The organism is Shewanella sp. NIFS-20-20 (assembly GCF_019209865.1).
GTDB lineage: Bacteria > Pseudomonadota > Gammaproteobacteria > Enterobacterales > Shewanellaceae > Shewanella.
Map to the genome: position 1 here is coordinate 1 of NZ_JAHUTT010000024.1, position 25,138 is coordinate 25,138.

The window sequence follows — 25,138 nt, forward strand, 5'->3', positions numbered from 1 at the left end:
AGCCATGACACGCTAGCGACGATAAAAGAATTTAGACTTCGGTCTAAAGGAGCGGTAGTTCAGTTGGTTAGAATACCGGCCTGTCACGCCGGGGGTCGCGGGTTCGAGTCCCGTCCGCTCCGCCAACTTAAGATGAAAGCCTCTGCAGTAATGCAGAGGCTTTTTTCGTTTATACAACATTTGCATTTGATGTTGTGGCGTCGCGGATAAATCCGCCCCAGCTACGCTAAAGCTTCGCGCTCATAAGCTTGTGGCTGCGCCACACTCGCCCACAAACTTAAGTGAAAAGCCTCATCTTCGGATGGGGCTTTTTGCGTGTTATTTCCCGCGACGGAGCCCTGCGGACTCCAGGTCGCGGCACTGGCCGTGCGCAACTAGGCGTCCCCGTTGACTCCCGTCCAACAGCGTCCTTGCTTAACAGCCTAGTTCGGCATCCAAGCCTCTCGCTCGTGAGCGCATCGCTCCGCGATACTCGCCCGCCAACATTACGATAAGCCCTAACAGCAATGTTAGGGCTTTTTCGTGTCTGTGATTTTATGTGTTTAAATATCGCAGCCGTCCCGTCCAACAGCATCCCTGCTTAATCGCTCAGTTCGCATGGGGTTTGGACGTTTGCTCTGCGCTTGCTAATGTCTGTAGGGTGTTTCTGTCGGCGCAACAATACATCACAATTATTTGGATGTCCTGAGTTTAGTTCGCAGACGAAGCCTATGGCTGCGATGTTAGCCGCTAGTGGTTTAGGCCGTATAAGGCTAAGTGCAACTAATTCCATGGGTGCCACAGATCCTCCACGGATTCGCTGCACTGATTGGGGCAAGCGTAAGCTATTTAACTTGGCCGAATGCATTGCTTATCGTAGGGTATCTTATTGCAATAGTAGTTTTGTGAGCCAATTTAAGCGGTCAGTTCGATTAACGATTAGTTCATGTTCAATGCTATCCAATCTAATTTAGCCACTATTTCAACAGCTGTGTTAACAACACGGAAGGAGAGTAATGTGACCACACAACGCAAAGCGGCAATCCATAGCTTGCTCAAGGGGATTGAAACCGGTGATCAGCAATCGGTGGCTGTGGTGGATCCTGACAAATACATCCAACACAACCCGCAAACCCACGAAGGTCGAGAAGGTTTAGCGAGTCTGTTTAAGCGTCTGGCTCAAACATCACCACGGGTGAAGATTGTTCGGCTCTTTTCTGATGGCGATTTCGTGTTTGGCCACACAGAATACGATTTCAACACCTTGAGAGTCGGATTTGAGGTGTTTCGCTTTGAAGGCGATCTAACTGTCGAACACTGGGATAATATTCAACCGAGCCGCGGCCCTAATGCTTCGGGGCGTTCAATGGTGGATGGCACGGTTGAGGTTAGTGATTGGGTTAGTACAGAAACCAATAGACGCTTAATCATTGAATTCATCGATAGCGCCCTGATCGCTAGGCAATATCAGCAGCTGCCAAGGTTTATCTCGCCGAGTTACATCGAGCATAATCCACGCCTAACTGACGGACTGGAAGCGCTGACTCATGCACTGCAAGCTTTGGATGAAAACGGGGATCTCAGTATCTGTTACGAGACACGGCATCGGGTGCTTGCAGAGGGTAACTTTGTATTGTCAGTGTGTGAGGGATACTTAGGTGGGGCGCATACTTCTTTTTATGATCTCTTCCGGATTAGTGGAGGGATCATCGTTGAGCATTGGGATACAACAGAAACGGTACCGCCGCTAAGCCAATGGCACAATGATAACGGTAAGTTCTGATGGAGAGTACATCGCTTGGCAGTCGCTATAGCTGCAGTGGCATGCATTTGCGCTTGCAATATGGCGCGGGGTAAATAGCGTTAAGTTCACGCGACAAACACGCCGTGCTAGTGTAATTTTTGCAACGCCGGATTGTGGTTCACTCAAAGGCATTGCTATCGACGCGTTGAAGTTTACTGGTGCTTAAGGGGATGTATTGGCAACTGTCTTCATCTTGATAGCACAGCCAAGTGCGGTTGATAAATAGCGAGGATGATAATTGCCATTGTTCGAGATAGCGCACTGGACGTTGTTGATATTCGCCTTGATATTGGAGATTCAATTTTTGCGATTGATTACTGTCATTGCTAAAAGGCAAGTGGTTGCTTAAGGACGCTTGTTCACGCGGTAGGGCGTTTATCATGCTTTGGTTGTCTATGATCTCAGCCAGGACTAAGGTGGCGGTATTGTCATGAAAATAGCTGGAATAGAGTTGCTGAGAGTCGTTGTTAACGCTCATGACTTTTATGGCATAGCTTGAAATGTCGTCAACGTTATAGGTGATGCTCAAGGTCAAGATGCTATTGTCAGGGGTGAGTGTTGCCGTGACCTGGGTGTTGACCTCGGTGGGTTGGCTTTGGGCGTACTGAGTGTTTCCTTGCCAGTGACCAGCTAGCGCTTGCACCATGCTCTGAGGATCGGCGTAAATATTGGTGGTCATTAAGGATAAACCGAGTAACAACCCAGAATTTATTGTGTTTTTCCGACTCACATGTTGGCTGTCATCTATCGACATACCTTGCTCCTACGTCCAGCAAGTGGGGGTACATTGAACAATCATACGCCTCTGTGCCGCAATTATCGACGTCTTGCTTGAAAAATCCGCAGTCAAACCAATAAGCTTGAAAAAGTACTTTACCTTTAACAGCTGTTTACGCATAATGCACCACGTCAACAGGGGTGTAGTTCCAATTGGTAGAACAGCGGTCTCCAAAACCGATGGTTGCGGGTTCGAGTCCTGCCACCCCTGCCAAATTCTCGAGAAAGGCCATTCAGCAATGAATGGCCTTTTTTGTATCTCAAATATGCTCAGACTTCTGCAACGACTGATATCAGGGTAAACTGACGTTAGTTTTAACGATGGGTAGCTATCATGTCACAACGTGCTCAATTACAGGCGATGGGTATGACCCCCTTGCGACTGAATCCACTTGGCCGCCAATTACTGGGTGAAACTAGGCGAGATGCTGCGAGGGTGAAGCATGCAGGACAAGCGCAATTGGTTATCAAGGTTGCTGACTCATTTGACGGCGTAAAGTTACTTGAACATGCCCTTATGCAAGCGGTGTTGCAACTGCTTAACCTGACTCCGACACGCTGTGCGGTGCAGTCGGAGTTATCTGAAGGTCAAGGATTGCTATGGGATTTAAGCGGCCAAGACAACGGAATTATCCATTCCTTAGCGCTTGATAGCCTTGGGCAACTGACGGAAGTGGCAACTAAACGACAATTATGGATATGTGTATGGCAGTATTTAGCGGCGCAGGAAAACCAGCATGACTAGGCAACTAACTGGCCTCTCTCTTAGCGATATCAGCGCGATGGCGTCGATAGCGCAACAGTTAGATTATCCGTTGAGCGAAACTAGCTTACAGGGGTGTTTTGGCGCTTTATATCGAGTCTCTGGAATAAGGGTGGTCGATGAGTTAGTGGGATTTTGTATTTGTCAGCAAATTATCGATGAAGTCACACTCCTTGATATTTGTGTTGCGCCTGCATATCAAGGCCAAGGCATTGGCTGTCAGTTACTGCAAGATAGTCAGCAAGCGGCCAAGCAGGCCAATGCCGTGGTGATCATGCTAGAGGTTAAGGCATCGAATCTAGGTGCGCAGCGACTCTACCAAAAATTTGGCTTTGAACAGACGGGAAAGCGGCCCAATTATTATCAAACGCCTCAAGGTCGAGAGGATGCCATTTTAATGGATTGGCGCATTGATTGAGCGCTGAATGCAGCCAAAAAAACGCCGGAGCTTGTGGGCTACGGCGTTTTTTATCAAGTCATCACGCTTATTTAACTTCTTTACCTTGAGCTTGCAGATCGGCATGGTAGCTTGAGCGTACCAAAGGACCACACGCCGCATGACTGAAGCCTAAATCATCGGCGATTTGCTTGAACTCAGCAAATTCGGCGGGAGTAACATAGCGCTCAACCGGCAAGTGGAACTTAGACGGTTGTAGATACTGGCCTAACGTCAGCATGTTGACGTCATGGGATCGCAAGTCTTTTAAGACCTGAACGATTTCTTCATTGCTTTCACCTAGCCCCAGCATGATCCCAGATTTTGTCGGGATTTCAGGGTGGCGTGCTTTAAAGCGCTTGAGTAAATCCAGTGACCATTGATAATTCGCGCCTGGGCGGGCCTTGCGGTAATGCGCTGGAGCCGTTTCTAAGTTGTGATTAAACACATCGGGCGGCTCATTGGCGAGGATATCTAAGGCGGCGTCAATCCGACCACGGAAATCAGGCACTAAAATCTCAATTTTGATGTGGGGATTCAGTACGCGGATTTCACGGATACAGTCGGCAAAATGCTGGGCGCCACCATCACGTAAATCGTCGCGATCCACAGAAGTGATCACCACATATTTGAGCTTCATATCAGCGATGGTTTTTGCCAATTTTTTTGGCTCTTCGCTATCAGGTTTCAGCGGGCGACCATGTGCCACATCGCAAAAAGGGCAGCGACGGGTACAGATGGCTCCCAAAATCATAAAGGTGGCGGTGCCATGGTTAAAGCACTCGGCCAAATTAGGGCAAGAGGCCTCTTCACATACCGAATGTAAGCCATTATTGCGAAGCGCTTGTTTAATATCGTTAATGCGTTGATTTGAGGCTGGCAATTTCACCCGTAACCAGTCGGGTTTACGTAGCATGGTCTCTTTTTCAGACGGGACTACTTTAACTGGAATTCGTGCAACTTTGTCAGCATCGCGGAGTTTAACTCCTGGCTGTAATCGTTCTGGCCTATTCATGAATGAGATGCTTCCTCGGTACTGGCAGTGGATAATCCGTGGTGATGAATTACTTGGGTATACGCTAATTGTTGGGCTAAGGCCTCGGTGAGCGCCGCGCCAGCCTGTTCGACTGATTGCGGCCCATCAAGCGCCTGACATTGCACCATTTCCATTCCGGCATAACCACAAGGGTTAATCCGTTGAAATGGCGATAAGTCCATATTGACATTGAGCGCGAGTCCGTGAAATGAGCAGCCTTTGCGAATGCGTAGTCCTAACGAGGCAATTTTGCCATCACCAACATAAACGCCAGGCGCATCCGCCTTAGCATAAGCGTGAATGTCAAACGGGCTCAACATCGCAATGATGCTATCTTCTATGGCGCTGACTAATTGTCTGACCCCTATCTTTTTGCGCTTAATGTCTAACAACGGGTAGGCAACTAATTGCCCCGGACCGTGATAAGTGACTTGGCCACCCCGGTCGACTTGGATCACCGGAATATCGCCTGGCGCTAAAATGTGTTCGCTTTTACCTGCTTGGCCCTGAGTAAACACCGGCGGGTGTTCAACGAGCCATAATTCGTCTTGGCTTTGTGGGTTGCGATGATCGGTATAGTGTTGCATCGCATGCCAGACGGTTTGGTAATCCATGTTACCTAGATGGCGTACATGCAAACAGCTTGCAATGTCTGCGGTGTTAAGCTCGGTTGACACGGACGAGACCTCTTTAAACTTAATGTGTGAACATTATACGCGAGGGGGAATAAATGTAACAGAGATCACATCAGTCAAAATGGCTGCTGTTATCTGTCGCAATCAGAGCTTATAAAAAAGGCGAATCTTATCTAGTAAGATCCGCCCGACAAATGAGCTAATTACAGAACTCGTTTGACGCCTTCGATGGCGGCAAGCTCAGAATATAAGGCTTCAATTTGTGGTTTATCTTGCACCATGACACGAATGGTGATGGAGTAATAGGTCCCTTTACTGGAAATATTGGTGGTCGGGGCATAGTCACCGGGAACATGACGTTGCACTACGGCAACGACACGATCGGCTAATGTGTCACTGGCACTACCAACCACTTTAAACGGAAACGAGTTAGGAAACTCCATTAATTCATCAAAACGTGTGTCTAAATCTGACATGGGAAACTCCCTTAAATACTGATGGGGTAAATATGGTGGTTAACTGGTAATTTTCAAGCGTACCCACCTAAATAAAACGCCACCTTGCGGTGGCGTTATTGTTAGTTGAACCAGCTGGCAAACATTTGTTTGAAATAATCCATCAGCTTACTGAACCAACTGCCTTCCTGAACATCTTCCAGTGCCACCAATGGGAATTGTGCAATATCTTTGCCATCCAATTGGAAGTATACGCGGCCTACGGTGGTGCCTTTCATGATGGGCGCTTCGAGTGGCTGAGTTAATTCAAAATTAGCTTGCAGGTTTTTGCCCTGACCACGATTAATGGTGATGGGAGTATCAGTCAACACCCCTAATTTGATTTGTGGCTTATCGCCGTACCAAATAGGCTGTTCAACAAAGGTATCTCCCGCGTGATAAGGTGTCACGGTTTCAAAGAAACGGAAGCCATAGTTCAGTAATTTTTTACTTTCCGCTTTGCGCGCGGCTTCACTACCTGTGCCCATAACAACCGCAATTAAACGCATGCCATCTTTAGTGGCCGAGCTAACTAAGTTAAAACCCGCCCCTGAGGTATGACCGGTTTTGATGCCGTCAACGTTGAGGCTTTTATCCCACAATAAACCGTTGCGGTTATATTGTTTGATGCCGTTATATGTGAATGATTTTTCGCTATAGACGCGATATTCATCGGGCACATCACGGATTAAGGCAGCCCCTAATAACGCCATATCATACGCGGTGGTTTTATGCTGATCTGAGTCTAAACCATGGGAGTTTTCAAAGTGGCTGTCTTGCATGCCTAACTGCTTAGCCCACGAATTCATCAAATCAACAAAAGCGTCTTCAGTGCCGGCGATGTGCTCCGCCATGGCGACACACGCATCGTTGCCTGACTGAATAATGATGCCTTTATTTAATTCTGACACTTTGACCTTCGTGCCGACTTCGATAAACATTTTTGATGAGTCAGGGAAGTTTTTGGCCCAAGCATTTTTAGAAATAGTGACCTCGTCATCGAGATTGACGTTACCGACTTTGACTTCGTGGCCAATGACATAACTGGTCATCATCTTGGTTAAGCTGGCAGGATTTAAGCTTTCATATGCATTGTTTTCGGCAATCACTTTACCGGTATTGTAATCCATTAAAATATACGCTTTGGCAGCGACATCTGGGGCATCAGGAATGACCATTGGGGCATTGTTGGCTTGGGCCGCAACAGTGATGCTGGTAAATAACAGTAACGCTTTAATTGGTTTTATCACTAAATTCTTCATCGGTAAGACGGTTCTTTTGGTTTTTGACAACTGTCAGGTGTTGACCTAGTTGCGATAACGACTCGGCATTATCGCTCGAAATTGGGAGCCACTCATTCCATTGCAAGAGTTTTAGGCTTGCGCAGTATACCACTAGTGGACAAAGATTTTTAGTATAGGTTCCCTGCCTTAGCTCACCATGAATAAATACTCAGTCTTTAACTAGGTAGCTATTGGGATAACCTTGCTGCTTAAGTTGTTGCAACAATTTGTCGGCGAGCATGGCGTTATCAATGGGCCCAAGCTGCAAACGGTGGAGGTTGCCAGCGGTTTGTAAACGGTATTTGAGCCCCTTAGAGCTTGATAATGACTCGCCCAACGTTATTAGCTTTTGCTTATCTTTGGCAGCACTAATTTGAATGTAATGTGGCTCAGGAGGGTGTTGCAGTTGCGCCAACGCTGCCGATTGCGGGCTCTCGAAATGCAGCGCTTCTACGCTCACATTGGCCGTGCCAGATTTCAGCATATCGAGTCGATAAGCCGCGGCGTAGGATAAGTCGATGATCCGGCCACCGTGAAATGGGCCGCGATCATTCACTCTGACAATGACCTGTTTATTATTGGCAAGGTTGGTGACCTTAGCAAAACTTGGGATAGGTAAGGTTTTATGGGCGGCTGACATCGAGTACATGTCATAGATTTCACCATTAGAGGTCAAGTGACCATGAAACTTGGCGCCATACCAAGAGGCCGTACCTTGCTCCTGATAGCCTTTGGCTGTGGGCAAAACCTGATACGTGCCGCCAAGGACTGTGTATGTGCCGTTGGCTTGACGGCTATAAGGCTCGTAGCGAGCGTGAGCATCTTCCACTTGCGAGACATCGGGCGCGGTGACTGGCGCCTTGTCATCTTTCATTTTATAACGTTGATTACTGCTACATCCGCCTAAGGCTAATGTCAGTAGCAGTAATGCATAGGGAAATAGCCGCACGGGCTTAACGAGTTTGATAGGCATGGTTAAGTTGTTCACTGAATTGGTAGACAGCCATGGCGTATAAGGGACTTCGATTATAACGAGTTATCACGTAAAAGTTTTTTAAGCCCAGCCAATAATCTGTCTGTTGTGACTGTTCAAGCGCGATTAACATCGCTTTTTGGCTGACATCTAGATCTTGGCTGTGTAACAGGGCTAATGGGGGCGTTAAAATATCTGCCACGCTTAATGTGAGTCGCTCGCCTGCCCATGGGGTCACATCGATCGCTTGCGCTTCCGTTTGCTGCAGGGGCAATGCAATGTCGGCTCCCATTTGCCAGCCATGTTGATGGAAATAGTTAGCGACACTGCCGATAGCATCGCTGGGGTTATTGAGTAGATCGCGTTGGCCATCACCATCAAAATCGACCGCATAGTGGCGATAGCTTGAAGGAATAAATTGGCCAAATCCCATGGCGCCAGCATAGGAGCCGAGCAGTTGTGCTGACTCTAAGCGCTCTTCTTTGACTAGCTGCTGTAACTGGCCAAATTCTTTGCGAAAGAAGTCGGCACGCGGTGGATAATAAAAGCCTAAGGTAAACAGGGCATCCCTGACTGGGTATTTGCCCATAAATTGACCGTAAAAAGTTTCAATCCCAATAATGGCCACAATAATTTGTGGCTCAACCCCAAATTGCTTGCTGGCCTTGTCGATAATGGCGGCGTGTTGTTGCCAGAAGTCTATGCCGGCTTGCAGGCGTTTGTCAGTTAAGAAGATTGGGTAATACTGATACCAAGGTTTGGCTTCCCATGGACGAGAAATCGCATCGAGTACTTCTTGATTAAAGGTCGCGGCGCTAAGGAAGTCTAAGGTTTCTTCGTGACTAAATCCCTGTTGCTGCTGGGTTTGAATAAATTCTTGCTGCAATTGCAGTTGACTGACTTCTGCCGAAACGGGCAGTTGCGTAAAGAGACCGGCGGCCAATAACCATGGCGCGATGCGAATAGTCATGTAATGTCCTTTTATCTGTCGACAAAGCGTCTATGGGTGTGAATGCTCATCAGAATACCAAAGCCTATCATTAGGGTGAGCATTGAGGTACCCCCATAACTGATCAAGGGTAATGGCACGCCAACTACGGGCAAAATTCCTGATACCATGCCAATGTTGACAAACACATAGACGAAGAAGGTTAAGGTGATTGAACCCGCGAGCAGTCGTGCAAAACTGGTTTGCGCGCGCGCAGCAATGATGAGCCCTCGAGCAATAATATAGATGTACATGGCCAGTAAGAATATGGTGCCTATCATGCCGAACTCTTCACCAATCACCGCAAAAATAAAGTCGGTATGACGTTCGGGTAAAAACTCTAACTGTGATTGGGTGCCTTCAAGCCAGCCTTTGCCCCAAAATCCGCCTGAGCCAATGGCAATCTTAGATTGAATAATATGATAGCCGGCCCCGAGCGGATCTTTCTCGGGATCGAGTAGGGTCATCACCCGCGTACGTTGATAATCGTGCATCAAGAAATACCACAAAATCGGTAAAAACATTAATACCGCGGCAATGGCTCCGCCAACAATGGTCCAACTCATGCCAGCTAAAAACAGGACAAATACCCCCGATGCTGCCACTAAAATCGATGTGCCAAGATCCGGTTGACTGGCGATCAATAAGGTTGGAATTAATAAAATCATTATGCCGCCGGCAAGATAGCGTTTTTTCGGTGGCAGAGGGTATTGACTGATGTACCAAGCCATCATGATCGGGAAGGCGAGTTTCATCAATTCTGATGGTTGAAATTCCATAAAGCCTAAATTGAGCCAGCGTTGAGCGCCTTTATTAATCTCACCGAAAAAATGCACCCCAATTAGCAGGGCAATACCAATAAGATAAATCGGTAAGGCCCAGCGTTTGAGTACTTCCGGATTGATTTGCGCAACGATCAGCATCACCACTAGGGATAAACCCATACGAAATAGTTGCCGATCCATCATGGCCAAATTGGCACCACTGGCGGAATAAATCACAAATAAGCCAAAGGCAAAAATGGATAGAATTCCTAACAGTAACGGCATATCGATATGCAACCGCTGCCAAAAGGTCATTTTATGTGGGTGTTGACTCATCATTGGCTTTTCCAGTCATCCCGTAATATGTATTCATCTAATAAAGCGCGCGCCACAGGACCGGCATTCGCGCCGCCAAAGCCGGCATTTTCTAACACCACCGCGAGCACAATGCGCGGGTTTTCGTAGGGGGCATATGCCACAATCAAGGCATTATCCCGCAAGCGTTCATCGAGAGAGTCTTTATCGTATTCAGCATCTTGTGCCACGGTAAATACTTGCGCTGTACCGGTTTTCATGGCAGCAGAGTATTTGGCATCGGTAAAACGGCTCTTATTGGCTGTTTGGCGCATGGCTTCGTTGACGATATCCCAATGCTTACTGTTTTTCAGTACAATCGGTGGCAGCTCTTCGATGGGTGTATCTAAAGTGATATTTTCATCTTTGAGCGCCTTGAGTAAGTGCGGGTTGTAGCGAGTGCCCTTATTCGCCACGATGGCGGTTGCATTGGCTAACTGCAAGGGCGTGGTGGTCCAATAGCCTTGGCCAATCCCAATCGAAATGGTGTCGCCAATGTACCATGGTTGATTATATTTGAGGCGCTTCCAATCTTTGGATGGCATGTTTCCTTCGGCTTCTTCATAAATATCGATGCCGGTGGTGGTACCAAATCCAAAGGGTTCCATAAAATTAGAGATCTTGTCGATCCCGACTTTGTAAGCCATATCGTAAAAGAAGGTATCACAAGAATCGATGATGGAGTGGTAGACATCGACCCAACCATGGCCCCAGCGCTTCCAGTCGCGATATTTATGTTCTACGCCCGGGATTTGCCAAAACCCAGGGTCCCAAATGCGAGTTTTTTCATTGATGACATTTTCCTCTAACCCCAAGAGCGCCATCATAGGTTTGATGGTGGAGGCCGGGGCATATTGACCTTGGGTCGCGCGATTAATTAGCGGCCGAGACTTGTCATTTAATAATTGGCTATAGGCTTTAGAGCTGATCCCATGCACAAACGCATTGGGATCATAACTTGGGCTCGATACCAAGGCTAAAATTCCGCCGTCACGGGGATCTATCGCCACCACAGAGCCTCGCCTGCCGGCGAGTAATTCCACCGCTTTACGCTGTAAATCTAAATCGAGCGTCAAGACGATATCTTTACCTGGCTCAGGCGCCGTGGTCGCTAAGGTGCGAATGGCGCGACCACGATTGTTGACTTCTTCTTCTAAGTGACCTGGCTTACCATGCAGCAGGGATTCATAGAATTTTTCGACCCCTTGTTTACCGATATCTCTGGTCGCGGCATAATGTTGCCATTGGTCGTTGCGCTCTAACATTTCCCTATCTCTAGGGTTAATTTTGCCGACATAACCTAAGGCATGAGTTAAGAGATCGGCGTAGGGGTAATAGCGCTTAAGGCCAGCATCCACGTAAAACCCAGGGAACTTATGCTGATTGACACTAAAAATAGCCACTTCTTCTTCCGTCAGGCGATTTTTTAATGCTAAGGGTTTGAACCGGCGGTGATATTTAAGCGTTTTAAAAAAGTCTTCGTGCTCATCTTCACTTAAGGCAATTAGGCTACTTAACTCGATTAGGCTCTGATCGAGGTTAGTGGCTTTCTCTGGGATCACTTCGAGAGTGTAAAATGGCCGGTTTTCGGCCAATAATTGACCATGCCTGTCATAGATCAGGCCACGACTAGGTGCCACCGGCACGACACGAATGCGGTTGTCATTCGAGCGCGTGGTATAGTCTTTATAAGACGATATTTGTAGGTGATAGAGATTGGCGAATAACAGGGATAATAATGCTATCACGCAGACAAAAGTGAACAATGCTCGCCGTTTAAAAAGAGATGCTTCGGCAGCATGATCGTGCATGGTAATGCGCTTTCTTAGCGACACTAATGCTATCTCCTTGGAAATTTTGTCAATAGAAGCCGCGTATCCGGCGGCTAATAGACCTAGGCTGACAGGAAAGGTTCCATCAGCCTAGATATTTATTCCCTATGATAGGGGTGGTTATTGTTCACGCTCCATGCGCGATATAAGCTTTCTGCTACGACAATTCTGACCAGAGGGTGCGGTAAGGTCAGTGCTGATAAACACCAACTTTGATTTGCCGCGGCTTTGCATTCCGGCGCAAGCCCTTCTGGACCACCTATCAGTAGACTGACATCTCGACCATCGAGTTGCCATTTTTGCATTTGTGATGCAAGCGTGGGGGTGTCCCATGTCTTACCAGGAAGATCTAGGGTCACAATATGATTGCCTTTCGGGATGACGGCTAAGGTTTGTTCGCCTTCCTTGTGTAAAATTCTGGCAATATCTGCATTCTTTCCACGTTTACCCGCAGGGATCTCTATTAACTCCAGCGGCATATCACGGGGAAAGCGGCGTTGGTATTCTTCAAATCCACGGGTGACCCAATCAGGCATTTTGGTGCCGACGGCAATCAGTTGTAACTTCATTAAGCGAAATCTTGCCAGAGTTTCTCAAGTTGGTAGAACTCGCGAGTCTGCTCTTGCATGACATGCAAAATCACTTCGCCTAAATCAACCAAAACCCATTCACTGCCATCGCGGCCTTCTACACCAATAATGGTGATGTCGGCATTTTTAGCTTCAACAACCAAGTTTTCAGCAATCGCACGGACGTGAGTCTTGGATGTGCCAGAACAGATGATCATGGTGTCGGTAATATTTGAATGTGCAGATACATCAAAAACTTGGATATCTTTTGCTTTTAAATCATCGACTTTGTCGAATACAAATTGCTTTAGTTGCTCACTTTGCACCTAAGCGTTCCTCTGAATGTATAAAATAGCCGTGGATTATAGCAAGTAACGTACGGCAAATATATGGCCAATCTTCGCTGCCTGAGGGGCGATGTCGCTAAGCTTATCGATACAGCTGATTTGCCTCGATATAGGCTTGTACCGTAAGTGGCAGCTGATGTTCTTGACTGCGCTGGGAGGCGATTTGTTGGCGAATATCTGAGGATGAAACGGCCATGGCGGGCATCTCGCAAGGCGTAAATTTTCCTTGTGGTGTGTGCCATAACTGCGCTTGAGTGACTAAATGATGGTGATAATAATCATAGATGTCTGCGCTTGGGGTTAAGGCCCACCCAGGACGTTGGCAAACGCCTATGTGGGTTAGCTCCAATAACTTATCCCAAGCTTTCCAACTGGGTAAATTTACTAAGCTGTCCATGCCCATTAAAAATACCCATTGGTGCTGGGGGTAAGCACCATGCAAGGCTTGCAGGGTTTGATGGGTGTAATTCGGGCCTGTTTGTTTCAATTCGATATCGCAGACTTGCAGTGCCGGCCATTGTTCACAGGCCAAGCTCAGCATAGCCAACCGGTGCTGATTGCTGGCCTTTGGTTGCGGTTTATGGGGTGGGGTAGCATTAGGAAGTAGCCACACCTCATCAACGGCGAGTTGCTGTTTAGCCGCGAGTGCCAAATGTATATGGCCGAGATGAATGGGGTCGAATGTCCCGCCCAGTAGTGCAATTCTCACCATCACCTCTTAATCAGTAAGCGCGGGAATAGTGAGGTGCGCCTGCGGGTTAAACAGTAAACAAATGTGGGCAAACAATATCCAGTCTTCATGCCCTTGTTGTTTTAAGGCTAATTCCACTTTTGAGGTCATGGCCAGCATGGTTTCAATTTGGGCTAAGCTCAAGCGCGATAATGCTTGGCGATAAGCTTGTTGGCGTTTATCCCACACCCGATGCTGGTTAAACACTTGGCGCTGATCGACCCCAGGTTGCTTTAGGGCTAGCAGTAAGGTCAGTTCTCGCAATAATCCCCATAATAAAATCGGCATGGCAATGCCTTCCGCTTTGAGCTGAGCCAGCATATGCATGGCTTTATCGGTGTGATTATCTAATAAGGCATCGGTGAGCTGAAAGACACTAAAACGGGATTGATCATCGAAATATTGATGTAATTTTTCTGCGGGAATAGGGGCGCTATCGTGGAGTAATTGCAACAACTGCAATGCCTGGTCGCAAGCCAGCAAGTTGCCCTCATACAAATAGGCCAATAACATCGAGGCGTCCGGCGCCAAGTGTAATTGATAATGCTTAATGCGATTAGTGAGCCAGCGATTGAATTGTTGGCCCTCTGGCGTTTGGCAAGGAAGATAGACTCCGCTGCTATCTAAGCGCTTAAACCATTTGCTTTTGGTTTGATCGCTGCTGAGTTTGGGACCTTGTACTATCAAGATCAAATCGGGGTTGGGTTCAGCCAATAACTGCTGAAAACACTGACTGCCATCGGTGCCGGGTTTGGCTTGAGGCAGGGTGATCTCGATAATGCGGCGGCTGGAGAATAAGCTTAAACTTTGCCATTCTTGCTGCAACTGAGCCCACTGGAATTGGCCTTCTTGCACCAGTTGGATATGTTCATCAAAGCCCTGGGCTTTGGCGGCTTGCAAAATTTGTTGACGACATTGGCCAATTAACCAAGGATCATCACCAAAGATAAGATAACAGCTGGCCAAGGGGGAAAGTTGGCCAGCCAGTTGTTCAGGGTATACCCGCATTAGTTGGTTTCTACCGTCGATAAGGTTTGGATGATTTTATCGGCGGCCTGTATGCGCATTTCTTTGAGTAACAGTTCCATTTCTTTGCTTTTTGCCAGTGCCGTGCGCGGGTCATCTAAGTAATCACGTCGAATGACCACATCGAACACTTTGGCCGCTTGCTTATCGAATCGCACTGAAAAGTTGACCTGATAAATCAGCTCATATTCCGCCACATTACCTGTGGGGTAAAGTGATAAGGTAGCCCGCTCCAGACTGTCATTGATAAGCCTTAAGGTCGGAACATCGGCAGCAGCCTCCGTTAAGGTGACATTATTCAGCCTGAGTCGTTCGCGCACGAGTCGAGTCAGTTCACTGTATTCATCGCTTGAGCTTAAGTGCAGCGTCGACAATGAATCAGGAATAAAGTAACTGCCTTGCAAATGGAAGCCGCAACCGGCACTGGTCATCACGACCAGTGCCAGTACGACGCTACTTATCCGTTGAGTTAACTTCATTGAGCGTCGTATCCTTTTATCAATTAGCAACAATGCTTAACAACTTGCCAGGCACGAAAATGACTTTGCGCACGGTTAAGCCTTCCAGATGCTTAATTACGTGTTCATCGGCCATGCCTTGCGCTTCGACTGTGTCTTTATCGGCATCAGCAGCGACGGTGATTTTTGCACGAACCTTGCCATTGACCTGCACCACGATAAGCTTGCTGTCTTCAACTAAGGCTTTATCGTCCACTTCTGGCCAACGAGAATCTTCAATTTCACCTTCATTGCCTAGCTGCTGCCATAATTGGAAGCTTAAGTGAGGGGTGATTGGATACAATAAGCGCACGACGGCCGATAAGGCTTCTTCCATTAAGGCTCGATCTTGTGCCGTTGTCATCGGCGCTTTTTGCAGATGATTCATCAATTCCATCACCGAGGCCACTGCGGTATTAAACATCTGACGACGGCTAATATCATCACTGACTTTAGCAATGGTCTTATGTAATTCACGGCGAAGGGCTTTTTGGTCAGAATTTAAGCTGGCGATATCTAAAGCCTCGGTAGCCCCTAAGGCGATATGGTCATTGGCCAGTTTCCACAAACGCTTAATAAAGCGATGAGCACCTTCCACGCCAGATTCTTGCCACTCAAGAGTTAACTCAGGTGGAGAGGCAAACATCATAAACAAACGGACGGTATCAGCACCGTATTTCTCCACCATCATTTGCGGATCAATACCATTGTTCTTTGACTTAGACATCTTGCTCATGCCGGTATACACCAGCTCATGGCCTTGTTGGTCGACACATTTCACAATGCGACCCTTGTCGTCTTTCTCAAGCACGCTGACTTCAAGTGGGGAAACCCACACACGGCCACCTTTGTCATTGGTGTAGTAGAAGGCGTCGGCCAGCACCATGCCTTGCGTCAGCAATTGCTTGGCAGGCTCGTTGCTATTTACCAGTCCAGCATCACGCAATAGCTTGTGGAAGAAGCGGAAGTAGAGCAAGTGCATACAGGCGTGTTCGATACCGCCAATATACTGATCCACTGGCAGCCAGTAGTTAGCCTTGGCCGGATCAATCATTTGATCGGCATGTGGGCTACAGTAACGGGCGTAATACCAAGATGATTCCATAAAGGTATCGAAGGTATCTGTTTCGCGCAGTGCTGCTTGGCCATTGACAGTGGTCTGAGCCCAGGCTTTATCGGCCTTGATTGGGCTTTGGATCCCGTCCATCACCACGTCTTCTGGCAGGATCACTGGCAGTTGATCTTCTGGCGTTGGCATCACAGTGCCATCTTCGAGTGTTACCATAGGGATAGGAGCACCCCAGTAACGCTGACGTGATACACCCCAGTCACGAAGACGGAAGTTCACCTGACGTTTACCTTTGCCTTGGGCCGAGAGCTTGGCATCAATCGCATCAAATGCGGCTTGGAAATCTAATCCATCGAATTCAGATGAGTTAAATAACACGCCTTTTTCAGTGTAAGCAGCTTGGCTAATATCCACGTCACCATCGGCTGGCTTGATAACTGCCTTGATGTCTAGACCATACTTGGTGGCAAATTCATAATCACGCTGATCGTGACCTGGCACTGACATCACCGCGCCAGTACCGTAGTTCATCAACACAAAGTTAGCAGCCCACACCGGGACTAATTCACCGGTTAATGGATGAATGGCTTTAAGACCGGTATCGACACCGAGTTTTTCCATGGTGGCAATATCGGCTTCGGCGGTTGAAGACTCTTTACAATCTTCGATAAATTGAGCCAACACTGGGTTGTTGATAGCCGCTTGCTCTGCCAGAGGGTGGCCGGCGGCAATCGCCACATAAGTCACACCCATCACAGTGTCTGGACGAGTGGTATAAATATCAAAGCTCTGATCGCTATCAGCCACTTGGAAGGTCATCTCGATACCTTCACTGCGACCAATCCAATGACGTTGCATGGATTTAACTTGTTCAGGCCAGCCGTCTAAGTTATCTAACTCAGACAGTAACTCGTCAGCATAGGCGGTGATTTTAATAAACCACTGCGGAATTTCTTTTTGCTCAACCTTAGTATCACAGCGCCAGCAACAACCGTCTTGTACTTGCTCATTAGCTAATACGGTTTGATCGTTGGGACACCAGTTAACCGCCGAGGTTTTTTTGTAGACTAAGCCTTTGTCGTATAACTTAGTGAAGAACCACTGTTCCCAGCGATAGTATTCAGGGGTGCAAGTGGCGATTTCACGGCTCCAGTCGTAACCGAAACCCAGCATTTTTAGCTGGTTTTTCATGTAATCGATGTTTTCATAGGTCCATGGAGCCGGCGCGGTTTTGTTGTTAATGGCCGCGTTTTCAGCTGGCAAGCCAAAAGAGTCCCAACCAATAGGTTGCAGAACATTTTTTCCTTGCAGTCTCTGGTAGCGAGCAACGACATCACCTATGGTGTAGTTACGCACATGGCCCATATGGAGGCGTCCTGAGGGATAAGGGAACATGGAAAGGCAATAGTACTTTTCCTTGGTGTTATCTTCAGTGACTTCAAATGTTTTGTTATCGGCCCAATGCTGTTGCACTAAGGTCTCGATTTCTGAGGGATTATATTGCTCTTGCATTAATATTTACCGGCCATGCCGCCTTTTTTTGATCTCGCGCTGTATCTGCGCGTGTGGATCTGCATAGAATAAACCAGATGCGTTGTATTAAAAAGGTTCCAATGAAGGAGTATTCAACATGAGTGAGAGAAGTTCACAGATGTTAACCTTATATCAAACGCTGATTGACAAGGTTAAGGCCGATTTTGGCGCTAATAATCAACTCACTACCAAAGATTTAATGGCCTCAGTCACTCGAGGATCAGATTATCTAAAACTGAAACAAATCGCTGACAGCGAAGAGTTGACCTTGGTAGAGCATTTCCTCAAACGTGACATTATTGCGTTTTTGAACGAGCAACACGCCGACGAGCTTAGTTATAGCCCGACATTAATCGCGATGGAAAATACCTTGTGGCATTGGTTAAGTGAAATTACCGACAGGAGTCAGGTTGAGTGGCATGAGCTTAACCAAGATTTTAGACAGCACGGTGAGTATCATAGTGGTGACATTATCAGCCAAGGCACCTTAACCTGCACCCATTGCGGTCATAAAATGCATATCGAATTTGCCGGTGCCATTCCTGATTGCCCCGCGTGTGATCAAGGCGACTTTATTCGTGAAGCATTAACACCTTAATTTGCTGAATGAATTATGAGTAAAAAAACATGCCAATGGCATGTTTTTTTTGGCTGCAAATTAATCAACATCATGAAAGATAAGTGAATTAAGTGATCGCCTTCGCAGATACATAATTGATGACTAGAAAGTTGCTCTTGAATAATTATTGTATGTATATAAATAATTATTCATGGTGGTGGAAATGAAATTAACACGGCGGTCATTTTTAGGGGCAGGTAGTGCAGTTGGCTTGTTGGCGATGACGGGTTGTCAATCGCTTGGGGGAGCCCGTTTCGACCCCTCGCAGGCGGCAATCGGGGCTGAGCCACTTCGGCTCAACTTTAATGAGAATAGCTTGGGAGTGCCAGCCAGCAGTATGCAGGCGTTACAACAGCAGTTACCTCACGCATTCTTATACCCAGATGCAGCCAAAGAGGCGTTGATGACAGCCATTGCAAAGCACCATGAGTTGGCTCATGAGCAACTTATCTACGGTAATGGTTCATCTGAAATTTTAAAGATGGCAGTGGATGCTATGGCAACGGCGGATGCGCAACTAATCATGCCAGATCCTAGTTATGGGGTTGTCGCTGATTATGCCGCAGCGCGAGGGATTAAGGTCATGGCGGTACCGTTAACCGCCGCCATGCAAATCGATATCGACTCAATGCAAGCCTTAGTCGCTGACTACGATGGCCCATCGATTGTTTACTTATGCAATCCAAATAACCCCACGAGTTTGCTGATGGCCAGTGGACCATTACAAGCTTGGTTGAGCGAAGCTTCCCCAGCACTGCAATTTATTGTGGATGAAGCTTACGCTGAGTATGTTGATAGTGAGTTATTTGTATCAGCAATTCACACGGTGAGCGCCGGCAATCCTCACGTTGTGGTGGCTCGCACTTTCTCCAAAATTTATGGGCTCGCCGGCCTGAGAGTGGGGTATGGCGTCGGACATCCGCAGATGATTAGCGCCATGGCAGCGCAAGCCAGTATTGATAATGCCAATTTGGCCGGATGTGTCGCCGCTACCGCCGCCCTTAACGATGAGGCTTGGTTAACCGCCAGCAAAAGGGCGCAACGTCAAGCTCTGGCATTAGTGACGACAACACTCACGGCTTTAGGGCTCGACTATCTGGATTGTAATGCTAACTTTATCTTTCACTGGGTTAATGGTGATACCGACGTTTATCAACAACGTATGCAACAGGCGGGAATTTTAGTGGGGCGCCAGTTTAACCATACCAATGGTTGGAATCGCTTAACCTTAGGCACTCCTGCACAAATGCAGTTGTTTTGTCAGACTTTGATACATTTTCGTCAACAAGGTTGGATCTAAGGACGTGGCATAGATATTAAACCCAGTCTACACTCTATGAATCATATGGATATGAGTTCAAATAATGGAAACTACTGCCTCATATTCGCCTGTCGGCGAGAGGAGCTTTATTGATAATCAGGTGCTGGTCATTGATGACTCCAAAGCGATTTTATTGATTGTAAAAAATCTATTAAATAGCTTGGGAGTCAGTCAGGTCACGGTGACACATCAGCCAGTGAAAGCATTGGATATTATCACCAGAAATCCGAACCGTTATAGCTTGATCTTAACCGACTTAAATATGCCAGAGATGGATGGTATGGCGGTATTAAGGGGGCTGGGTGAGCTGGGATATCAGGGCGCGGTAGGGATTATTTCTGAAATGGAAAGTCGCATCGTGTCATTAGCGGCGGATATTGCCAAAGCGTATTGTTTGCATTTGATAGGCTGTATTGCTAAACCGTTGCAGCCTAAAGATCTGAATGGCTTACTTCTTAAAGCTGAATGTTTATTTGAAGCGCAAAATAATCCAATTAATTTTTTATCTGAGCGGCAATTACGTGATGTCATCGCCGAAGATTTTGTGTTTCCCTACTATCAACCGAAAATCAATATGAAAACCCACAAAGTGAGTTCGGTTGAGGTATTAATGCGGGTAAAGATCCGTGGTGAGCAGGATGCTGTGGTACCCAACCGGTTTTTATCTTTAGCGGCCTCATTGGATCTGTTGGACGTAATGACTGATATTTTGATCGCTAAAGCGGCGGCAGATATGCCTCGGCTGCGCCAACAATTTGGCGATGATTTTCGCTTGTGTATTAATTTATCCCCGACTCAACTAGAAAACTTATCTTTAGTGGATGAGCTTGAGTGTCGGTTTGCAACTTATGGTATCCCCCCCAAGCAGATAGTATTGGAAATCACCGAAGACAATGCGCTGCGCAGTCCGCATCAGCTAGAAACGTTAAATCGTTTCAGGATGCGAGGCTTTGGGGTGTCACTCGATGATTTTGGCTCCGGATTTACCAACATCAATCAGCTGCGGAGTTTGCCATTTTCGGAAATTAAAATAGATCGTTCACTCATCATCAATATTCATCGCGACGTGTTTTGCCAAACCATAGTCAATTCTTTAATTGAAATTGCCTCGCAAATGGATGTGATCTTGGTGGCAGAAGGCATTGAACAGGTCGATGAGTTAAAATACTTGCTCAGTCATTTTGATGAGATGTTGATCCAAGGCTACCTGATTAGTAAACCCCGCTCGCTGGGGAGTTTAGTGGCTTGGCATGCTTCATGGCAAAAGCAATTTGCCCATTTAACTCAGAACAATTAATTGGTGCGGATGACTGAAACTAAAATCAGCCCATGACTTGTGGGCTGATTTTTTTATGCTTGTCGTTGCCGGCGGATCAGCGCGAACAGGATAAGTAAACCAGACCACCACAAGATGGGTTGCTGTCCCCATTGGCTGAATAAGGTGTGCCCTTTGACTAAAGGCACCTCCACACTTAACACGCCAGTCACAAACTGGGGTAACTTATCTAAGGTATTACCCTGGGCATCGACGACGGCGGTAACGCCATTATTGGTGCCTCGCAGTAAGGGCCGGCCTAATTCTACTGCCCGCATTCTAGCAATATCATAGTGTTGCAGTGGGCCATTGGAATCACCAAACCAGGCGTCGTTAGATACCGTCAGCAACATATCGGTTTGAGGGCTAAAGTTGGCCCGCAATAACTCAGGAAAGGCAATCTCATAGCAAATCGCGGGCTCAATGTGATATCCAAGCGCCGTTAAGTTAGGTTGCTGGTAATCCCCACGCGCAAAAGATGACATAGGTAAATTGAAAAAGGGCGCCAAGGGTCTGAGTAAGGACTCAAAGGGCACGAACTCACCGATAGGCAGCAATTGATGTTTACGGTATTCATTGCTGCCATCGCCGGCGTAATTGGCTTGAGCTTGCTGTGGTTGGTGATGATTACCTAAGACGATCAATGAATTATAAAAATCTTTGTTATGGTGACTAATAATGCCGGTAATAATGGCACTGTCATTGAGGTTGGCGACTTGATTGGCATTATCTAAAAAATCACTGACCATATATTCGGGGGCGGGCACTGCAGCCTCGGGCCAGATCACGATATCGGCATCCAGCACCGGCCGCGATAAATCCATGTACTTAAGCAGCGTGGGCCATAAGGCTTCAGGTTGCCACTTCATGCTTTGGGCTATATTGCCTTGGACTAAGGCGACCTTGACGGTTTGCTCTTCTGGCTGCAATGGTTGGCGTTGATAGGCAATAAGGGTCAGCACTGACAGCGCCAACAATACCGTCAGTCCAAGCCGGCAGCGTTTAGCGCTTACGGCGATTGCCGCTGCTGCGACAATGATTAAGTAGCTTACGCCTAAGGTGCCAATATCTGCGGCTAAGGGGCGCAGCGGACCATCGACTTGTGAGTAGCCAGCCCACAGCCATGGGAAGCCGGTGAGCACCCAGCCTCGGGCCCATTCGGTGACTATCCACAGCGGCGGAAAAAATGCCAGCGAGCGCAGAGCAAATGCCTGTGGGCTGAGGTACTGGGCTAGTGTACCTGCAATGGCAGGGTATAAAGCCAGATATAAAGCCAGCAGCGCCATCAAGGCCATGGACGCAATTAATGGCATGCCACCAAATTGCGCCATACTGACATGCACCCAACTGATCCCTACGCTAAAAGCGCCGAAACCAAAGGTCCACCAGTAAAAAAAGCTAGCTTTAGGAGAAAGTTGTCTCGATTGCCATAAAGCAAAGGCTATGGCCAACGGGTAGATAAGCCATAATTGGTATGGCGCGAACGCGAGGGCAGTACTGGCGCCGACTAAATAGCCGGTCACCAGTCGTAGACCTGCACGATGGCAAATCGCCATCAAAAAAGATTGCAGAAAGTTAGGCACTAATTAGTTTTCAACGGTTTGGTTGTCGTCAAGTTCAGGCCAAGAGACACGTAATTGAATAAGTCGACGAGTATCGGCATTCACAATCTTAAACTCAATACCATCAATGATGATTTTTTCGTTACGTTCTGGCAAATGGCCAAAGGCGTGAGACACTAACCCTCCCACGGTATCGAACTCTTCATCGCTGAATTGGGTACCAAACTGCTCATTAAAGTCTTCAACCGGGGTTAAGGCTTTAACTAAAAACACCTTAGCGCTGACTTTACGAATTTCGGTATCCTCACCACTGTCGTGGTCAAATTCGTCTTCAATTTCGCCGACGATTTCTTCAAGAATATCCTCAATGGTCACCAAGCCAGAAACCCCACCATATTCATCAACGACGATGGCCATATGGTAGCGTTGGGAGCGGAACTCTTTGAGCAATACATCCACACGCTTGCTTTCGGGTACAACGACTGCGGGACGAATGACTTTGTCTAAACTGAAGTCTGCTTCTAGGTTAAAGCCATATTTGATGAGGTCTTTAGCGAGCAAGATCCCCTCGATATGATCTTTATCTTCATTCACGACCGGAAAGCGAGAATGTGCAGAACCTATCACAGTAGACAGTAATTCTTCGACACTATTGTTGATCTGTACCGCCACGATTTGGGCGCGAGGGATCATAATGTCACGTACTCGTAGGTCAGAGACCTCTAGTACACCTTTAATCATTTCGCGGGTATCTTCAGTGATCAAGTCACGCTGTTCAGCGTCATGGATCACACCAACAAGATCATCACGATTCTGGGGTTCGCCCTGAAAAATCTGGCTAACTCTGTCAATCCAGCTCTTCTTATGGGCGGTAGTACTCGGTGGGATATCGTCACTCATAGTCTTTCTTAAACTCATAGGCCATAGACCGAGTTCAGTTTTGCTCCTTGTATGGGTCTGGGTAACCGAGAGATTGGATTAGCTCAGTCTCGAGCGATTCCATTTCTTCGGCCTCGTCATCATTAATATGATCATAACCGAGCAAATGCAAGCATCCATGGATAACCATGTGGGCCCAATGGGCTTGTAAGGCTTTATTTTGCTCTAAGGCTTCATTTTCGACTACCTTGGCACAAATAACAAGATCGCCGAGTAAAGGGAGTTCAATTCCTGGTGGTGCTTCAAAAGGAAACGATAGCACATTGGTGGATTTGTCTTTGCCACGGTAATCACGATTTAAGCTTTGGCTTTCGGCTTCTTCAACAATACGAACGGTGAGTTCCGCTTCAGCCATGGTATTACCTAGCGCGGTACGAACCCATAACTCAAAATCTTGTTCACTTGGAAGTTGTTCATTTTCAACGGCAATTTGTAAATCTAGGCAGAGTTCAAGACTCATGTGGAGTCTCCTGTAATTGATGGTGGCTGTCGCGGCCTGCATGTGACGATTGTTGCTCATGGGCTTCATAAGCTTCGACAATGCGAGCAACCACGGGATGTCTCACTACATCGTGTGACTGGAAAAAGTTAAAGCTGATTTGATCAACACCTTTGAGCACTTCAATGGCGTGGCGTAAGCCTGATTTTTGATTTTTTGGTAAATCGATTTGAGTGATATCGCCAGTGATCACCGCCCGCGAATTAAAACCAATTCGAGTTAAGAACATTTTCATTTGTTCTGCGGTGGTATTTTGGCTCTCATCGAGAATAATGAAGGCATCATTTAAGGTGCGGCCGCGCATATATGCTAGTGGTGCCACTTCAATCACACTGCGTTCGATCAGTTTCTCAACTTTTTCAAAGCCAAGCATTTCGAACAGGGCATCATAGAGCGGGCGCAAATATGGGTCGACTTTTTGGCTTAAATCACCCGGCAAAAACCCGAGCTTTTCGCCAGCTTCCACCGCGGGACGAGTCAATAGTATACGGCGCACTTCTTGTCGCTCTAGCGCATCGACGGCTGCTGCCACGGCTAAATAGGTTTTACCCGTGCCCGCCGGTCCAATCCCAAAGCTAATATCATGACGGACGATATTGGCGATATATTGGCTTTGGTTAGGGTTGCGGGGCTTGATAACACCGCGCTTAGTTTTAATATGCAGATGCTTATCGTCATCGTCACTGGCAGCCTCAATTGAAATGGCTTGTTGGATGGCCAAGTGAACGGTATCAGGTTCAAGATCTGGGGTACTGCCTTTAACTGGTTGAGTTTCTACATAGAGATCTCTAAGTAAGTTGTTGGCAGTAAGGCAGTTTTTTGGTGTTCCAACAATTTGAAAGTGATTATTGCGGTAGCTAATTTCAACCCCAATACGTCGCTCTAATTGTTTGATATTGTCATCGAAGGGACCGCATAACGAAGCCAGTCGACGCGGTTCAGCAGGCTCAAGATAAAGGTTGAGCGTAGTCATTTTAGCAGACAAATAAACACT

General features: G+C 47.2%; 25 protein-coding genes and 2 tRNA genes. 8 read left to right on the forward strand and 19 right to left on the reverse strand.

The window, feature by feature from the left end; genetic code table 11:
• Nucleotides 1-48: 48 nt before the first annotated feature.
• Both KU855_RS09310 and KU855_RS09315 read left to right on the forward strand, forming a co-directional pair.
• A tRNA-Asp gene (locus tag KU855_RS09310) sits at nucleotides 49-125 on the forward strand.
• An 872-nt stretch (nucleotides 126-997) separates the two neighbouring features.
• Nucleotides 998-1,762, forward strand: coding sequence for a hypothetical protein (locus KU855_RS09315; RefSeq protein WP_218530026.1), 765 nt, complete (start codon nucleotides 998-1,000; stop codon nucleotides 1,760-1,762).
• Nucleotides 1,763-1,901: 139 nt separating this feature from the next.
• On the opposite strand, the gene KU855_RS09320 is transcribed toward KU855_RS09315, so the two are convergent.
• Nucleotides 1,902-2,537, reverse strand: coding sequence for a hypothetical protein (locus KU855_RS09320; RefSeq protein ID WP_218530027.1), 636 nt, complete (start codon nucleotides 2,535-2,537; stop codon nucleotides 1,902-1,904).
• 160 nt (nucleotides 2,538-2,697) lie between these two features.
• Between KU855_RS09320 and KU855_RS09325 the strand changes: the two genes are divergently transcribed.
• From KU855_RS09325 to rimI, 3 genes are all read left to right on the forward strand, one after another.
• A tRNA-Trp gene (locus KU855_RS09325) sits at nucleotides 2,698-2,774 on the forward strand.
• Nucleotides 2,775-2,894: 120 nt separating this feature from the next.
• Nucleotides 2,895-3,305, forward strand: coding sequence for a hypothetical protein (locus KU855_RS09330; RefSeq protein WP_218530028.1), 411 nt, complete (start codon nucleotides 2,895-2,897; stop codon nucleotides 3,303-3,305).
• On the forward strand, nucleotides 3,298-3,741 hold the full coding sequence (gene rimI, locus KU855_RS09335; protein ID WP_218530029.1) for a ribosomal protein S18-alanine N-acetyltransferase: 444 nt from the start codon (nucleotides 3,298-3,300) through the stop codon (nucleotides 3,739-3,741). Before KU855_RS09330 ends, rimI begins: the two co-directional genes overlap by 8 nt.
• 67 nt (nucleotides 3,742-3,808) lie before the next feature.
• Here the strand turns inward: rimI and lipA are convergent, their stop codons facing one another.
• The 14 genes from lipA to leuS all read right to left on the reverse strand — a co-directional run bounded on the left by lipA (nucleotide 3,809) and on the right by leuS (nucleotide 17,868).
• Complete coding sequence (gene lipA / locus KU855_RS09340; RefSeq protein WP_218530030.1) at nucleotides 3,809-4,774, reverse strand: lipoyl synthase; 966 nt, start codon at nucleotides 4,772-4,774, stop codon at nucleotides 3,809-3,811.
• Nucleotides 4,771-5,445, reverse strand: coding sequence for a lipoyl(octanoyl) transferase LipB (gene lipB / locus KU855_RS09345; RefSeq protein WP_371316345.1), 675 nt, complete (start codon nucleotides 5,443-5,445; stop codon nucleotides 4,771-4,773). Before lipB ends, lipA begins: the two co-directional genes overlap by 4 nt.
• A gap of 188 nt (nucleotides 5,446-5,633) precedes the next feature.
• Complete coding sequence (gene ybeD, locus KU855_RS09350; RefSeq protein ID WP_218530031.1) at nucleotides 5,634-5,906, reverse strand: DUF493 family protein YbeD; 273 nt, start codon at nucleotides 5,904-5,906, stop codon at nucleotides 5,634-5,636.
• 101 nt (nucleotides 5,907-6,007) lie between these two features.
• Complete coding sequence (locus KU855_RS09355) at nucleotides 6,008-7,186, reverse strand: serine hydrolase (protein ID WP_218530032.1); 1,179 nt, start codon at nucleotides 7,184-7,186, stop codon at nucleotides 6,008-6,010.
• A gap of 190 nt (nucleotides 7,187-7,376) precedes the next feature.
• Entirely contained in the window at nucleotides 7,377-8,180 is an 804-nt protein-coding gene (locus KU855_RS09360) for a septal ring lytic transglycosylase RlpA family protein (RefSeq protein ID WP_218530033.1), read from the reverse strand.
• The gene (gene mltB, locus KU855_RS09365; RefSeq protein ID WP_218530034.1) at nucleotides 8,161-9,150 is read right to left on the reverse strand and encodes a lytic murein transglycosylase B; all 990 of its coding nucleotides are present in this window, start codon (nucleotides 9,148-9,150) and stop codon (nucleotides 8,161-8,163) included. Before mltB ends, KU855_RS09360 begins: the two co-directional genes overlap by 20 nt.
• 11 nt (nucleotides 9,151-9,161) lie before the next feature.
• Nucleotides 9,162-10,268 (reverse strand): rod shape-determining protein RodA, encoded by a 1,107-nt coding sequence (gene rodA, locus KU855_RS09370; protein ID WP_218530077.1) that lies wholly within the window; start codon nucleotides 10,266-10,268, stop codon nucleotides 9,162-9,164.
• Nucleotides 10,268-12,121: a penicillin-binding protein 2 gene (mrdA, locus tag KU855_RS09375; protein WP_218530035.1), complete on the reverse strand. Its 1,854-nt coding sequence runs from the start codon at nucleotides 12,119-12,121 to the stop codon at nucleotides 10,268-10,270. Before mrdA ends, rodA begins: the two co-directional genes overlap by 1 nt.
• A gap of 95 nt (nucleotides 12,122-12,216) precedes the next feature.
• Entirely contained in the window at nucleotides 12,217-12,687 is a 471-nt protein-coding gene (rlmH, locus tag KU855_RS09380) for a 23S rRNA (pseudouridine(1915)-N(3))-methyltransferase RlmH (protein ID WP_218530036.1), read from the reverse strand.
• A complete protein-coding gene (gene rsfS, locus KU855_RS09385; protein ID WP_218530037.1) occupies nucleotides 12,687-13,013 on the reverse strand; it encodes a ribosome silencing factor in 327 nt (108 codons plus the stop codon). Before rsfS ends, rlmH begins: the two co-directional genes overlap by 1 nt.
• A 103-nt stretch (nucleotides 13,014-13,116) precedes the next feature.
• The gene (nadD, locus tag KU855_RS09390) at nucleotides 13,117-13,746 is read right to left on the reverse strand and encodes a nicotinate-nucleotide adenylyltransferase (RefSeq protein WP_256260962.1); all 630 of its coding nucleotides are present in this window, start codon (nucleotides 13,744-13,746) and stop codon (nucleotides 13,117-13,119) included.
• Between the two features lie 6 nt (nucleotides 13,747-13,752).
• Entirely contained in the window at nucleotides 13,753-14,772 is a 1,020-nt protein-coding gene (gene holA / locus KU855_RS09395) for a DNA polymerase III subunit delta (protein ID WP_218530039.1), read from the reverse strand.
• Complete coding sequence (lptE, locus tag KU855_RS09400; RefSeq protein WP_218530040.1) at nucleotides 14,772-15,269, reverse strand: LPS assembly lipoprotein LptE; 498 nt, start codon at nucleotides 15,267-15,269, stop codon at nucleotides 14,772-14,774. The genes holA and lptE overlap by 1 nt, the downstream gene beginning before the upstream one ends.
• A 19-nt stretch (nucleotides 15,270-15,288) precedes the next feature.
• Entirely contained in the window at nucleotides 15,289-17,868 is a 2,580-nt protein-coding gene (gene leuS, locus KU855_RS09405; protein ID WP_218530041.1) for a leucine--tRNA ligase, read from the reverse strand.
• A 118-nt stretch (nucleotides 17,869-17,986) separates the two neighbouring features.
• On the opposite strand from leuS, the gene KU855_RS09410 reads away from it, so the two are divergent.
• The 3 genes from KU855_RS09410 (at nucleotide 17,987) to KU855_RS09420 (ending at nucleotide 21,126) form a co-directional block, all read left to right on the forward strand.
• Entirely contained in the window at nucleotides 17,987-18,487 is a 501-nt protein-coding gene (locus KU855_RS09410) for a zinc ribbon-containing protein (protein ID WP_218530042.1), read from the forward strand.
• A 184-nt stretch (nucleotides 18,488-18,671) separates the two neighbouring features.
• Nucleotides 18,672-19,808 carry a histidinol-phosphate transaminase gene (locus KU855_RS09415; protein WP_218530043.1) on the forward strand — a complete coding sequence of 379 codons (1,137 nt, stop codon included), beginning with the start codon at nucleotides 18,672-18,674 and terminating at the stop codon, nucleotides 19,806-19,808.
• Between the two features lie 64 nt (nucleotides 19,809-19,872).
• Nucleotides 19,873-21,126 carry an EAL domain-containing protein gene (locus KU855_RS09420; protein WP_218530044.1) on the forward strand — a complete coding sequence of 418 codons (1,254 nt, stop codon included), beginning with the start codon at nucleotides 19,873-19,875 and terminating at the stop codon, nucleotides 21,124-21,126.
• Between the two features lie 53 nt (nucleotides 21,127-21,179).
• Here KU855_RS09420 and lnt read toward each other — a convergent pair whose 3' ends face one another.
• The 4 genes from lnt to KU855_RS09440 are packed head-to-tail and all read right to left on the reverse strand — an operon-like array spanning nucleotide 21,180 to nucleotide 25,129.
• Nucleotides 21,180-22,700, reverse strand: coding sequence for an apolipoprotein N-acyltransferase (lnt, locus tag KU855_RS09425; protein WP_218530078.1), 1,521 nt, complete (start codon nucleotides 22,698-22,700; stop codon nucleotides 21,180-21,182).
• A 30-nt stretch (nucleotides 22,701-22,730) separates the two neighbouring features.
• Nucleotides 22,731-23,606, reverse strand: a complete 876-nt coding sequence (gene corC, locus KU855_RS09430; RefSeq protein ID WP_218530045.1) for a CNNM family magnesium/cobalt transport protein CorC — start codon at nucleotides 23,604-23,606, stop codon at nucleotides 22,731-22,733.
• A 34-nt stretch (nucleotides 23,607-23,640) separates the two neighbouring features.
• Nucleotides 23,641-24,105, reverse strand: coding sequence for an rRNA maturation RNase YbeY (ybeY, locus tag KU855_RS09435; RefSeq protein WP_218530046.1), 465 nt, complete (start codon nucleotides 24,103-24,105; stop codon nucleotides 23,641-23,643).
• Nucleotides 24,095-25,129: a PhoH family protein gene (locus tag KU855_RS09440; RefSeq protein ID WP_218530047.1), complete on the reverse strand. Its 1,035-nt coding sequence runs from the start codon at nucleotides 25,127-25,129 to the stop codon at nucleotides 24,095-24,097. The genes ybeY and KU855_RS09440 overlap by 11 nt, the downstream gene beginning before the upstream one ends.
• Nucleotides 25,130-25,138: the final 9 nt, after the last annotated feature.

Excerpts from the sequence above, each read along its gene's own strand:
- KU855_RS09320 (WP_218530027.1), bottom strand. The coding sequence starts at position 2,537 with ATGTCGATAGATGACAGCCAACATGTGAGTCGGAAAAACACAATAAAT.
- KU855_RS09330 (WP_218530028.1), top strand. The coding sequence starts at position 2,895 with ATGTCACAACGTGCTCAATTACAGGCGATGGGTATGACCCCCTTGCGA.
- rimI (WP_218530029.1), top strand. The coding sequence starts at position 3,298 with ATGACTAGGCAACTAACTGGCCTCTCTCTTAGCGATATCAGCGCGATG.
- lipA (WP_218530030.1), bottom strand. The coding sequence starts at position 4,774 with ATGAATAGGCCAGAACGATTACAGCCAGGAGTTAAACTCCGCGATGCT.
- ybeD (WP_218530031.1), bottom strand. The coding sequence starts at position 5,906 with ATGTCAGATTTAGACACACGTTTTGATGAATTAATGGAGTTTCCTAAC.
- KU855_RS09355 (WP_218530032.1), bottom strand. The coding sequence starts at position 7,186 with ATGAAGAATTTAGTGATAAAACCAATTAAAGCGTTACTGTTATTTACC.
- KU855_RS09360 (WP_218530033.1), bottom strand. The coding sequence starts at position 8,180 with ATGCCTATCAAACTCGTTAAGCCCGTGCGGCTATTTCCCTATGCATTA.
- mltB (WP_218530034.1), bottom strand. The coding sequence starts at position 9,150 with ATGACTATTCGCATCGCGCCATGGTTATTGGCCGCCGGTCTCTTTACG.
- rodA (WP_218530077.1), bottom strand. The coding sequence starts at position 10,268 with ATGAGTCAACACCCACATAAAATGACCTTTTGGCAGCGGTTGCATATC.
- rlmH (WP_218530036.1), bottom strand. The coding sequence starts at position 12,687 with ATGAAGTTACAACTGATTGCCGTCGGCACCAAAATGCCTGATTGGGTC.
- nadD (WP_256260962.1), bottom strand. The coding sequence starts at position 13,746 with ATGGTGAGAATTGCACTACTGGGCGGGACATTCGACCCCATTCATCTC.
- holA (WP_218530039.1), bottom strand. The coding sequence starts at position 14,772 with ATGCGGGTATACCCTGAACAACTGGCTGGCCAACTTTCCCCCTTGGCC.
- lptE (WP_218530040.1), bottom strand. The coding sequence starts at position 15,269 with ATGAAGTTAACTCAACGGATAAGTAGCGTCGTACTGGCACTGGTCGTG.
- leuS (WP_218530041.1), bottom strand. The coding sequence starts at position 17,868 with ATGCAAGAGCAATATAATCCCTCAGAAATCGAGACCTTAGTGCAACAG.
- KU855_RS09410 (WP_218530042.1), top strand. The coding sequence starts at position 17,987 with ATGAGTGAGAGAAGTTCACAGATGTTAACCTTATATCAAACGCTGATT.
- KU855_RS09415 (WP_218530043.1), top strand. The coding sequence starts at position 18,672 with ATGAAATTAACACGGCGGTCATTTTTAGGGGCAGGTAGTGCAGTTGGC.
- KU855_RS09420 (WP_218530044.1), top strand. The coding sequence starts at position 19,873 with ATGGAAACTACTGCCTCATATTCGCCTGTCGGCGAGAGGAGCTTTATT.
- lnt (WP_218530078.1), bottom strand. The coding sequence starts at position 22,700 with ATGGCGATTTGCCATCGTGCAGGTCTACGACTGGTGACCGGCTATTTA.
- corC (WP_218530045.1), bottom strand. The coding sequence starts at position 23,606 with ATGAGTGACGATATCCCACCGAGTACTACCGCCCATAAGAAGAGCTGG.
- ybeY (WP_218530046.1), bottom strand. The coding sequence starts at position 24,105 with ATGAGTCTTGAACTCTGCCTAGATTTACAAATTGCCGTTGAAAATGAA.